Origin of the sequence: Treponema pectinovorum (assembly GCF_900497595.1) — a bacterium.
Lineage (GTDB): Bacteria > Spirochaetota > Spirochaetia > Treponematales > Treponemataceae > Treponema_D > Treponema_D pectinovorum.
Genome location: NZ_UFQO01000001.1, coordinates 499,488 through 512,669, shown reverse-complemented (window position 1 = coordinate 512,669; position 13,182 = coordinate 499,488). Strand labels below are relative to the sequence as shown.

Below are 13,182 nucleotides of genomic sequence, written 5' to 3'. Positions count from 1 at the left end.
ATTCATTTTGCTATAATCGTCTCCAATCATGAATAAAACCAAATTAAAAACACTTTCGCTTGCGCTGTTTTTTTCTTCGGCGTTGTTTTCCTTGTTCAGTTTTCCAAATCACATAGATGTCTGCGTTCTTGCTCTTCCGCTTTCTCTATTATTCACCTTTTTTCTTTATTATGCAGGATATAACAGACTCTTTTGTCTTGGCGATTTAAAATTTTTAGGCGTTTACAGAACCCTCCTCCAATACGCACCTTATGTTTTTTTGATAGCATTTATAATTCGCCGCGCCGGCAATTTTTCTTCACCGTTTTTCATAGATTTTATTCAGGTAATTTTTTGGTGTGTTACAGGAATTTTAGATTTGATAATCTTGCACAATCTAAACCCAAAAAAGCTTTCAAAAATAGACGAAGCTTGGCACAAATACAGCCAGTCTCACAGTCTTTCGCGCAAAAAAGGTTTAAAAAGATTTTTCCTTGAAATTTTAAGCTGGATTGATGCTCTTGTTCAGGCGGTTTTTATGGTTCTTCTCTTGAACATTTTTATAGTGCAGTTGTACGAAATTCCTTCAGAATCCATGGTTCCAGAATTTTTGATAAAGGACAGGGTTGTAGTTTTTAAAACTTTGAGCGGACCAAGGTTTCCACTTTCTAAAGTTGGACTTCCGTATATAAAAGATTACAAACGAGGCGATATTGTAGTTTTTAGAAATCCTCATTATTCAGACGACAGAAAAAGCGAGGTTAAAACTTTTTTGAGCCAGCTCGTTTATATGTGCACTTTGACCAGCGTAAATTTAAATGTGGATTCAGACGGAAATCCTAAAGCAGACCCTCTTGTAAAAAGAATAGTTGGTGTTCACGGCGAACAGCTTATGATGCAGGACGGAATTCTTTATTCGCGTACACAAAAATCAGACGAGTGGGCTGCCGTAAAAGAAGATTCAAAATATGCTGAATGGAATCTCAATTCCCTAAAAAACTCAATAAAGCGAAGGCTTTCAAAAGAAAGTTTTATCGTAAGCCAAAGCGAATACGATTCGATGATTGAATGCGAAAAACTCAGAAATGACTTTGATATTTCTCTTTTTAAAATAGAAGCTGGAAGCCTTGCCCGCCAGTTTGAAGAAATTTCAAAATTTTACAAGGCAGAAAAAACAGATGAGAGTTTAGATTCATTCTTTAACGAAAAAACTCTCTTTGAATATTCACTTTTTGCAAGCCACCAGACTTATGCAAAAAAACTCCTTGCTTCCGCTAATGGTGCCTCTCTTTTTAACAATTTTATGACTTCGTGGATAGAAAAATCACCAAAGGATTTTTCAGGCGATTTATACAGCGAAGCAAATTTTAAATTCAACCTGATGATAAAAAAGACAGTTGCAAAACTCGTAATCCGCGACGCACAGCTTTTAGTGAACAATCAAGAACAAAACATCTCGACAGATGCTAAAATTCAAGAGCTTATGAGCGAAGCGCAAATGTTAAACTCTTACGCATTTTTGACGGACAGACGCAATATGCCGATTTTCCCTGCAAACGACAAAGACGGAAAACCTCAGTACATTCCAGAAAATTCTTATTTTATGATGGGCGACAACAGATTCAACTCGCTTGATATGAGGCATTCTTACGACGAGTGGCTGGCCCCCCTAACAGCACACGACCCTTATTCTGTAACCTATTACACAAATATGGCTCCGCAATATGTAAATAAATCGAAGATGCTTGGAACAACTAGCTACAGATTCTGGCCTTTGGACAGGCGTGGAGTTCCGGGGCATACAGGAAAATAATTTTATTTATAAGGGCGCATCTGCCTTTGGCAGACCAGGCTTTTCGGGGCTACGGCTTAAAGCCTCCGAACAAACGCAGTTCTTCGCCCTGCGTTTGTTTTCGCTTGCGCTCACCCCTACAATCCTTTGCGCAAATTTTAAAATCTTCCAATTCAATAAAAATTTCTTTTATAATCACCATTTAGTTTATTTTAAGGATTATAGAAAATTTGAAAAACCGCAAAAAATCGCTATAATTTGTCTGTAAAGAATTTTAGATTTTAGAGATTATGTGAGTACGCAATGAAAAAATCAGGCAGTGCAGGAGTAAAAGTCAAGTTTCCTATTGGTGTAAAACTTGCTTTCATTTTGGGTATTATAATTCTTGTTTCGCTTGGAACTGTAACAGTTCTTTCCAGCGTCCTTATGGGGCAGGATGTAAAAATAACTGCGGAGCGAAACAATCTTGCGCTAAACTCAAGGGCAAGCGACACGATCGAAGACAAACTTTCTTCTGTGCGTTCAAATGTTTTTCAGCTTTTAGATTTGATGAACGCTGTTTCTGGCGGAAAAAATGCAGGAAACGCAAAGCAAGCAATTTCTTTATTCTTAGAACGAAATGCCGACATAGCTTGCATCTATGTTCTTTCAAAAGATTCACTCACTCTAAAGAATCCTACAGACGACAGAATCGTAAACAACCGTTTTTTTATTTCCAACGAAATTGACACCTCTACGATTGACCTTTTCTTAAAACAAAATAGCCAAGCGCTAACAAGGGCGTGTTCTGGAGAAACAGTTGCTTTAAATGCAAGCCCATTTATCGGCATGCCAGTTCTTGCCCTATTTTTCCCGTGGAAAGAAAATGGGCGCGACCAAGCCTGCGTAATCATGTTTTCTATGGAAAGCATAACAGAGATTTTGGGCGTTGGAAGTGAAAATACAACTTTTGTCATAAACGACAACGACGACCTTCTTTCGCATCCTCAAACTGAGCGAATTTTAGCTGGCGAATCTTTTAAAAATCATCCGCTCATACAAGCGATGCGAAAAAATAACCAGAATAATCAGGATTCCAGACAAATTCCTTTTGTCTATACGGATTCTAATGGCAAAAAGCACAACTTTTACGGCGCGTACGAAAAACTTTCTTTTGGCGATATTGTTGTTCTTACTACAGTTGGACTTGAAACCGTTTTAGAAGGCGTTAGAAATACGCGAACGAACAACATCTTTATAACAGGCATAGTATTTTTCCTTGCAATCTTAATCATTCTCTTTTTTAGCCGATTTGCAATTTCAAACCACCTTAGAAAACTCTCTTCTGCTGCAAATGAAATTCAAAAAGGAAATTTCGATACAGATATAATCGACACTCTCAATACAAAGCGTCAGGACGAAATTGGCGTTTTAAACGAAGCGACAAAAAATGAGCGAGAATTCTTGAACACTTTTGCAAAATTTACAAACAAAGGCGTTGCAAAGGCTATTGCTCGCAAAGAGATTGATTTTACTCCTCACCTTAAAGATGTAACAATTTTTTTTAGCGATATTCGAGGATTTACCGCAATTTCTGACGGATTTAAAAATAAATTTGGAAACGAATCGCCTAAAGAGATAATCGGTTTTTTAAACGACTATATGGGGCGCATGGTCGAATGCATAACTTTGAGCGGAGGAAACGTAGATAAGTTTGAAGGCGATGCTATAATGGCTGTTTGGGGAATCTTAAGAGATGAAAGTTTAGATTTTGAAAAGATGAGCGATACAGACCCACAAAAAAAAGAATTAAAACAAAAGCACTACGCAAATGTTCTAGAAGATGCTTTGAATGCCGTAAAAGGCACTATTGCAATGCGCTACGCTTTGATGAAATACAACAAAGATGCTCAGGCGTTTACAAAACAGCACGAATCAGAAGAAAATGCAAAGTACAAGCCTCATATTCAGATTGGATGTGGTTTAAATACAGGGCGTGCGACCTGTGGAATTATGGGCGGAGAGGATAAACTTGAATACACGGCGATTGGAGATGCTGTAAACTTTGCAAGCCGCACAGAAAGTTCTAACAAAGCCTGTGGAACGGATATTTTAATTACAGAAGACACTTATCGTCTTTTAAAGACGAGATACATAAAAAACGAGACTAATAATTTTACCCTTAACGAAAAATTTATTGAGGATGAAATTGTTGTTGAAAAAATTCCGGTTGAGTTTGAGGTAAAAGGCAAAGGAGCTCAACATTTTTACGGTGTTGTAAATATGCCTAACTTTGACATAGAAAAGTTTTTTAAAGTAGAAAATGACTCTTTTGTCTTAGATGAAGATTGTGCAAGAGCTGTTGGAAAAACAGGACCTAAGACTTTAAACGAAGTGCGAACTTTGCTTGGAATTCCAATTCCTGATTTTGAAAAGGTCAACTTAAATGAAGAAGAAAACAAAGTCAAAGTCAAACAATAATATACAAAAAACATTCTTGCTTTCTGTGTTTGCTTGCATTTTGGGAGCGAGTATAAATTCAATTCTCTTTTACAATAACTTTTTTCAAACTCTTTCAAAGTTAAACGAAGAACCCATTGCGACAATCACTTTTAAGTATAAAACTGCACAACGAAAATTTTTGGAGAGGATGATTTGGGATCGCTTAAAACAAAATTCGCCTCTCTATAATGGCGACACCGTTCACACTTCGCCTTCTGCCGAGGCAACAATAACTTTTAACGATGGCAATGTTATGGTTTTGTCCGAAAGCACTATGGCTCAAGTTTTTGTCGATGAACAAAACTCTGCGTCTGCCCGTCTTTCTGGTGGCGAAGCGATGGTCGATTCTTCAAACTCTAATAATGGTTTTTCGCTTTCGTCTGGCTCTACTTTTATGAGCCTTGCTTCTGGTGCTCAGGTAAATGCTGCTACTGGAATTGATGCTGACATGAGAAAAGGCTTTGGACTTGAAGAAAAGAGCTCTTTATCAACATCGAGCGAAGAGTCTTTGCAAGAAAATCAATCTGGAAAAGCTTTAATTCAAGTCATAAAAGGCGAAGCGACGGTTTTAACTTCTTCCGGAGAAGAAAAAACTGTTCAAGAAGGGCAGAGCATTGAAATTTCAAAATCGGCTTTTGATAGCCCAAAACTTTCTGTAAAATCGCCACTGCCAAATCAAAAAATAATCTATTATACGCAAGGGCTTTGTGATGTTGATTTTAAATGGGAAGCGGAAAATTTAACTCCAATGGCAAAACTCTTTTTGGAAATTTCAAAAGATAAGTCTTTTAAAGAGCTTATAGATTCCAAAGAAGTGCAAGATTTAAAAGACTATTCAGTTTCTCTTGAAGATGGAAATTATTTTTGGAGGCTTTCTTTAGAAGATTCAGGAGAAAAAAATAGTTTAACTGGAAAATTCAATCTTACAAAAAGCCTTCCTCCAGATTTAGTTGCTCCTGCGAAGGACAATATTTTTATTTATAGAACAAAAAATCCTTCAGTTCGTTTTGTATGGACCGATTCACCTTTGGCTCAAAATTATAAACTTGAAATAAGCGATAACGAAAAGATGGAAAATCCGATTTTAACTCAACGGGTAAATTCAACTTCCAGCATTATCTCGACTTTAACCGAAGGAAAATATTTTTGGCAGGTAACTCCGTATTACAAAATAAATAATTTGGGCTTTGCTGCACAATCTATTGTACACTCGTTTGTTATAGAAAAAAAAGGCGGCTTAAATCCTGTTGAAATTTTTATTCCAGCAGACTCTAGCCTAGTCGATAACGATTCGCTTGCAGACAAAGCGTATTTTTCGTGGAAGAGCGATGTTGAAGCAGAAGAATACAATTTTAAAGCTTCAAAAAATCCAGACCTTTCAAATCCAAAGGTAAACTTAAAAACAAAAGAAAACTATGTTTCCTTAAAAGCCGCGGATTTTTTTGAGGAAGGAAAATGGTACTGGGGTGTAACTTTTAGCGATAGCGAAAAAAATGTTTCTCCGCCTTCTGCGATTCGTTCTTTTTATTCGATAAAAGGAAAGCCCAGCATTAGAGCAGTTGAACCTGCAAATATGTATCAGGTTTCAGAAAGCCTTGTTCAAGATTTGCGTTTTACATGGAAGAAAAATCTTCCGTCGTTTTACGAAAGCGAAATTCGAATAAGCACTGACGAAGCGATGAAAAACATAATCTATCGCTCAAAAATCGAAGGACACAGGCTTTCTGGATTAAAACTTGGTCTGGGAACTTATTATTGGAATTTGGTTGCATCGGCCTCGGATTCTTCCTTAACGATAGAAACTTCTCCGAGTCGTTTTTCTGTAATAGGAAATTTGAGTAAAGCAGAGTTAAAATCGCCTTTAGTTCGTGCTGTCGCAAGGGAAACCACGCCTTTTAAATTTGAATGGGATGCAGTCCCGGATGCAGATTCATACAAATTTGAAATTTATAAAGATTCTTCTGGCGAAGTAGTCTATACGGATACGATACTTGGAACTAGCACACAAGTCGATATGTTTTACGGTAAAGGCTTTGATGATAAGACCGATTACCGCTGGACTGTGCAGGCTAGGGCAAACGCAATTCCGGGGCTTGCTAGCCGAAGAATAGGTAATATTGCAGAAGAGAAATTTCTTCTTTTAAAATTGCGACCAGTTGAGATTTTGCTTCCGGGAAAAAATGCACAGATAAGTGGAGAAGATGCAATCTTGCGTCCAGGAAAAATAAAGTGGGATAGCGTTGACGCTGTTGAATATGCACAGCTTGTACTTACAAAAGTCGATGAAAAACCTGCAAAAGTTATCATAAAAACGCCTTCAGACGAGGTTATGCAGGCTCAAAATGCGGTAAAGATTGCACCAAAGGAGATTCCTCTTGACGCTCCAAATGGAATGCAAAGCGGTTCCTATGAAGTTGTAGTTTATGCAAAGACTTTAGACGGAATCGATATTTCAAACACAGAAGATGTGTATAAGGGACGGTTTACAATTCTTCCAATTCCAAAGCTTGAAACGGTTACGGCTTTAATCTCAAAACCTCAAAAATTTGATATAGATTATCTGCGTAATTTAAACAATAAGCGTTCTATCACACTTGAATGGGCAAAAGTTCCTAAGGCAACTTCTTATCTGGTAAAGGTTTATCTTGAACAATCGCGCTCAAAACAAACTCTCTTAATCGAAGACGAAATAGAAAAAAATTCTTATGCTATCGAATTTGAAAAAATGGATGAAAACTTGCGGGCTAAATTTCAGAGAGGAAACTTTTTATGGACAGTGCAGGCTATACGCAGGGTTGATTTTGACAATGATGGAATAAATGACAAAATTTTCCAGACGAGCGAAGTTTCTCCAAAAGCAAATTTTGTAACGGAAGTTCCCGAGGTAAGAAGAACTAGAAATATGGGAGCATCGAATACTTATGGCAAAAATTAAGTTTTATCCTGTATTTTTTTTAGTTTTTCTCTTTTGTTCTTTTTACTCTTTCGCTCAACAACAGGGCTTGCTTTCTACAGAGAGTCTTGCAAATCCAAACCAAAACATTCAAGAAGAAGCGATAGAGCAAGAAATTGTTACTGCCGAAAGTCAATGGCAGTATCTCGAATGGATTGAAGATTATCCAGAATACGTATCGCACTATGATGTTGTTGTAGAAAAACTTGAAGCAGGCAATTACGAGCAAGTGCGTAGCCTTTCTACAAATGACAATTCAACAAAAATTCAGATAACTCCTGCCTTAAAACCTGGGAATTATCGCTACAAAATAATAACCTACAATTTAATAGGAATTGCAGAAGTTGAGTCAGAATGGACATCTTTTAATATTTACATAGCGTATCAACCAGAAATAAAATCTGTAACTGTGGATTCAAATTTAACTTCAACAATCTATTTGGAAGAGGTAAACGATGGAATTATCTCGGTTTCTGGGCGAAACCTTTTTATGCCAAAGCAAAATCCGAACGACATAACTTTTACACAATATGTTTTAAAAAAAATAGACGAAAAGGAAACTTCAGAAATAACTTTTACGCCTTCAATCCTCAAACATTCAGAGAATAACAGGAACATAACTTTTCAATTTAATGCAAATTCGTTTGATGTTGGAACTTATAGTTTTATAGCACAAGATGCATCTGGTCTTGAAAATCCAATCGATTCTGCCAGCATGATAACCGTGAAATTTAGAAAAAAATTGGATATAGACTTGAGTGCAGGCTATGCTTGCCCTGTTGTTTTATTTGACGAAACAATCGAAGAATATTTTGGTACAAAGGTTTTTCCAGTTTCTGCATATTTTAAATTGAATATTATTCCGTTTAAGCACCGTTGGGGATATTTGGGATTTGGTTTGCAGTCTACATATACGAGGATGTTTGCAGACCATAACGATTATTCAATAGAAGGAAATCTTTTTACAGGATTTTTTACCGCTGTATACCAGTTTCCAATCCGCTTGGGAATAAAAAATTCAATTTCGACAAAGCATATTGCCACTATAGAATTGCACGGTGGGTTAGGGCTTATAATGTTCAACGATTTTGTTTTTAATTTTGGACACAGTGTAACTTCCCAAAAATTAAATAGTACAAACTTTTCTGTTGACGCTGGAATTTCGCTTCAATTTTATGTTTCAAATAGGCTTTTTATAGAAACTGATGCAGATTTTATCTGTGCTTATATTACGGATATGAACTTTGGAATGTTGTTTTCTTCTGTTGGAGTAGGGTGGCAGTTTTAAAAATATATATCATACACTTTTGCAAGATTTTTCACCTTGTAAAACTTGTGATTAACTTTTTGAATCTGAAATCCCTAATTTTTTGAGTTATAAATTTGAAAGAGATTTTCATTTATAAATTTTATATTTGAAAATTTTTATGGAGACGATTTTTATGAAAACAAAAATTGCATACAGATTCGCTTTTTTTTCAGCTTTCATTTTTGTTTTTTCTTTCTTTTTTTATTCGTGCACTTTTTTTAAGGATTCGTTTAATGAGCCTGTAAAAGATTTTTTTAAAGAATACACAGAAACGAGTGGCATTTTAGGATATAAAATTTCTTCTAGCGATTTTGTGCGAGGAAACGACGGTTCGCTGATAATTCCGTCTTATAAAGATGTTGAAGTGGATTTTTATCTTAGAAATCCGCAAAGGTATGTTTTTACAAGTGGCTCTAATATGAGCCTTGCTATGAATTCTTTGGATTGTGATAAATTTTTTGCTTTATGGGGAAGTTATCCAAATACAAATCTCGTAAAAATCTCGCAGGACAACTCCGATGTGTCTATTTTGCGTTTGGTCTATCCGAGTGATTTTTTAATAGGTGTGGATAATGGTTTTGATATAACCCCTACTGTAAGAATGTTTCATCCTCACACTGGTGCGGACTTTGGAACTTTTTCGCCAATAAAAATAATCTGCAACACACCTCCACCTCCAGTTTATGGCGCAGTTATCTATAAGGATGCAACTAATTATTACGTTCTTTTTAATATGCCAGAAAAATCCCTGTTAAAAGGTATTCATCGTGATATAGAAGTTGTTACTATAAATAATGCAATTTCATCAGACATAAGCATAAATAACTCTGACGGAACTTTTGTTTTTTCCAACGCTTCTTTTAAATTAGGAAATCCGATTTCTTCTTTAAGTTTGGAAAAATGTTCTCAAGAATTTACAGAACACGGTCAACCTGCATATTTTGAAACAGGCGATCTTGTCAGTTCAGAAAATAAATCCTACACAATAACGATAAAAGATAGTGCAGGTCTTTCGAGTGTAGTTACAACATCCGTTCAGTCTGTAAAACTTGGCCAAGTTACAGTTACGGATAAAAATGGTGCTGAAGTTCTTACAAATAGCGAGTTAAATCAGGATGAAGATTCTTCTTATGCAACTTTAACTATAATTCCTTCTGCTACAGGAAGCGATGGAAGTACGATAAGGGATACCGTCGTAATTTATGAGCTATATGAAGGTACAGACTCGAGTGGCAAACTCATTTTGAGCGGAAGCGGAACTAGTGGTTCTGTTAACATTGAAGTTCCTTGTGGAAATGCTTTTCTTAAAGTTTATTCGCACAAAGACTACTATGCAGATTCTCTTCCTGTGGAAATGAAAATAAAGGTCTTAAGAACAAACGTATATGTGTCTTCCAGCGGAAATGATATAACCAACAACGGAAGTAAAAATTCCCCATATAAAACTGTAAAAAATGCGATAAGCAATTTTAATTCTCCATCTGCAAATAATAAAATCACGCTCTTAACTGACATTATAGAAGAAAGTCCTGTGACGCTCGGTTCAACTTTCAATGTACAAATAGAAGGCAATGGTAAAAACTTAAATATTCCAGGAGTGGGATTAAACTTAAATGGAAAACTGACTATTAAAAATGCGATTATAAATTGTCAAAAAATATCTTTAAATAATGCGTCTGCAAGTTTGACTCTTGCAGGAAGTTCAAAAGTCCAAAATGAAAATGCAAGTGAGGTTGGAATAATAAACTTTGCTGGTGCTGGCTGTTTCGTTACAGTTGATGAAAATCTCAGTGCAAACTCATCTGTTGCAAAAATTGCTTGGAATTCAAGTCTTGCTAGCAGTTATACAAGAGGAACGGCTGTGCTAAAAGCTGTAAATGGAAAAACTCTTACACAGGATATATGCAATAAGTTTGAGCTTAGTTCTAATCAGTATGTAATAAAATTGGAAGATGGAATTGGTGTGCTTGCTCAGTCGGGTGGAAGTTTAAATGTAGTGCCACTTGCAGACGGAATAATTTTTGAACTTTCAAGCGAGGCTGTTTTTGTCTTTAAACTTGGAAAATCCATAACAGTTTCTGCTAAAAAAGATGGAGTAGATATTACCTCCAACTGCACTTGGACAACAAAGGTGTATAATAATGGTATTCATGTAAATGCACAGGCTATAGAAGATGCAGGCGGAACTCTAAATGGGAACACGCTTATTTTACCAAATGCATTTCCAACTGGAACATATTCAATTATTGCAACGGCAATTTACAACGGCAAAACTTACAGTGCAACCTTTAATATAAATGTGGAGGCGATGTAATTTTTTTGTAAGTGCAAAATATCTTGGGGAAATTTTATGAATAAAACTTTTTACAGACTTTTATGTTTATTTTTGACTGTTCTCACATGTTTTTCGGGATGTTTTAGCGGATTAGACGATTCTTCTTTAAATGTGGATTCAAAAAATTTTATAACAGTCTCTGGCTCTTTGCGCAGTTCTGGTGCTGTTCCTTCTCGTTTTGTGCTTTCCCCTTTTGATTCTTTTAGAACAGCATTTCCTAGTGAACAAAGTAGCATTTTTTATGAAGTAAAAGCGGTAAAAAAGACAGATTCAAACGAAATTTATGAAGCAACAATCACGGGGCTTAATTTTTCAATAAAACTTACAAAGGGAACTTGGATTTTAACAGCAAAAGGCTATAGCGATTCTGCTAAAACAAAAGAAATTTTTAGGGGGAGCACAGAACTTACCTTAGGTGTGAATGAAACAATAAAAACTGGAATTTCAATAAATTTAACTGCAAATAACAGTGGAGAAAAAAAAGGAAGGGTTCGCCTTACTCTCGAAAAAGATTCAAGTGCAACTGCAAGTAAAATAGCAAAAGTTTTGGCTTCTTGGAACGACGGCTCTCAAAAATCACAATATTTGCTTTTTGACTCATATAATCAGGCGAGTTTTAATATGGGCGGTGGCGAGATAAAATCAGGTGCATACTCTGTATGTTTTACTTTCTATGATAGTGAAGGTGGTGTTTTGTTTTTCTGTTCGGAAGTTATAAACATTTTTGACAACATGGAAACAAACAGATGGATTTCGTCCGATTCTTCTGCATCACCATATTTAAAAACGAGTGGCGGAACAACAAAATTCTTTGTTACAGAAGATCTCGTAAAAAATTTTGTAGGAACAACTTTTTATGTAAATGGTGCAGGCGGAAATATTGGCACACAAGGAAGTGATTCAACAGGAAATGGAGGATATTTTTCGCCCTTTGCTACAGTTTATAAAGCAGTAAAGGTTATAGAAAATAGTCCAAAGGATTCCAATACTGAATTTACAGTCTATGTCAGTGGGAAAACTTTAGAAACACGAACGATTGAAATAAAAAAGAATACAACGATAAAAAAAATTGATTTAGACACTACCAATGCAACTTTAGAGCGAAAATCAGATTTTACTACAGGTTCAATGATAAAAGTTGATTCAAACGCAAAACTAACGATGAACAACATCACTTTGGATGGAAAAGATATTGAAATTTCAGTTCCTAGTGCGGGAAGTTGTGGTGGAGGAATCTTTGCATTAGGAGAGGTCGATTTAAATAATTGCACGATAAAAAATTTCAATTTTTCTACAACTAAAAATTCTTTCGGAGGTGCAATAGCCTTTGCAAAAAAGTCAAAACTTACTAACTGTACAATTCAAGGCTGCAAGGCAAAAATTGGTGGTGCAATTTTAGTAGGAGTAGCAGATGGAGCGAGCATTGTCGTCGAGATGAATGGTGGAGAAGTTAAAAATTGCTCGGCTTTTTTTGGTGGTGGTGTTTTTGTAAACATAGATTGCACTTTTAAAATGACAGATGCAACAATTTTTTCTTGCCATTCACTTGATAATAAGCCTTCTGGAGTTTATTTGGAATCTAACAGTGCCGAACAAAAAAATTCAACTCTTGCTATTGGAGGTTCTTCAAAAATCGGAAGCGAAACGGATAAAACCGACATCATAGTTTCAAGCTATACTAATGGAACCGAAACTTCAGCATCAAAAATAAAGATAGAAAGTGAACTTAGCCAAAACTTTGTTGCTCATATAACTCCTTCTACTTACAAACAAGGCGTGGCGATAATCGACTTTGGCGATAATTTTTCTGGTAATAAACAAAATTTGCTTTTAAAATTTAAAGTAAACGCAGATTCTTCATTAAATCCTCCTACTGCTTACACTTTGGAATTAAAAAATGGAAAAGGAGTGCTTGTAAAACAGGGGCTAACAACAACTTTTACAGGGCCGCTTCCTTACATTGTCTCTGTTCCATCCGAAAATTTAAAATCAATAGTTGGAAATTCAAATACTGTTAGCGTAACTGTAAAAAAGACAGATAATACACAAATTTCATTCTCTGGTGCAGGCAATGCAAACTCAATAAGTTTAAGCCTTTTACAAAATGGCAATGTGTTTTTTACAAATGCATCACAAACGGATAAAACAAAAATAACGATTCCTGCGTGGCTCCAAGTTGGTCTATACGAGCTTCGTGCTGTTATAAAAATTGAAGGAAATACCTATGACTATACTGCACGATATGAGGTTACGGCAGACTAAAAAACTATGCAGAAGTTGCGATTAAAAAATAATTTGTGCTTATTTACCAAAAAACTGTAACTGTTATAATC

At 35.8% G+C, this 13,182-nt stretch carries 6 protein-coding genes; all 6 read left to right on the top strand.

Annotated features, from left to right (window positions below):
• The first annotated feature begins 28 nt into the window (after positions 1–28).
• The 6 genes from lepB to FXX65_RS02235 all read left to right on the top strand — a co-directional run bounded on the left by lepB (position 29) and on the right by FXX65_RS02235 (position 13,111).
• Complete coding sequence (lepB, locus tag FXX65_RS02260; protein WP_147614897.1) at positions 29–1,792, top strand: signal peptidase I; 1,764 nt, start codon at positions 29–31, stop codon at positions 1,790–1,792.
• A 282-nt stretch (positions 1,793–2,074) separates the two neighbouring features.
• Complete coding sequence (locus FXX65_RS02255) at positions 2,075–4,231, top strand: adenylate/guanylate cyclase domain-containing protein (protein ID WP_147614896.1); 2,157 nt, start codon at positions 2,075–2,077, stop codon at positions 4,229–4,231.
• Positions 4,197–7,187 (top strand): FecR family protein, encoded by a 2,991-nt coding sequence (locus FXX65_RS02250; RefSeq protein ID WP_147614895.1) that lies wholly within the window; start codon positions 4,197–4,199, stop codon positions 7,185–7,187. Before FXX65_RS02255 ends, FXX65_RS02250 begins: the two co-directional genes overlap by 35 nt.
• Entirely contained in the window at positions 7,174–8,493 is a 1,320-nt protein-coding gene (locus tag FXX65_RS02245) for a hypothetical protein (RefSeq protein ID WP_147614894.1), read from the top strand. The genes FXX65_RS02250 and FXX65_RS02245 overlap by 14 nt, the downstream gene beginning before the upstream one ends.
• A gap of 154 nt (positions 8,494–8,647) precedes the next feature.
• On the top strand, positions 8,648–10,828 hold the full coding sequence (locus FXX65_RS02240) for a hypothetical protein (RefSeq protein ID WP_147614893.1): 2,181 nt from the start codon (positions 8,648–8,650) through the stop codon (positions 10,826–10,828).
• 36 nt (positions 10,829–10,864) lie between these two features.
• Entirely contained in the window at positions 10,865–13,111 is a 2,247-nt protein-coding gene (locus tag FXX65_RS02235) for a hypothetical protein (RefSeq protein ID WP_147614892.1), read from the top strand.
• The last annotated feature ends 71 nt before the right edge of the window (positions 13,112–13,182 follow it).

Coding starts and splice junctions, on each gene's coding strand:
- lepB (WP_147614897.1), top strand. CDS start 29: ATGAATAAAACCAAATTAAAAACACTTTCGCTTGCGCTGTTTTTTTCT.
- FXX65_RS02240 (WP_147614893.1), top strand. CDS start 8,648: ATGAAAACAAAAATTGCATACAGATTCGCTTTTTTTTCAGCTTTCATT.
- FXX65_RS02255 (WP_147614896.1), top strand. CDS start 2,075: ATGAAAAAATCAGGCAGTGCAGGAGTAAAAGTCAAGTTTCCTATTGGT.
- FXX65_RS02245 (WP_147614894.1), top strand. CDS start 7,174: ATGGCAAAAATTAAGTTTTATCCTGTATTTTTTTTAGTTTTTCTCTTT.
- FXX65_RS02250 (WP_147614895.1), top strand. CDS start 4,197: ATGAAGAAGAAAACAAAGTCAAAGTCAAACAATAATATACAAAAAACA.
- FXX65_RS02235 (WP_147614892.1), top strand. CDS start 10,865: ATGAATAAAACTTTTTACAGACTTTTATGTTTATTTTTGACTGTTCTC.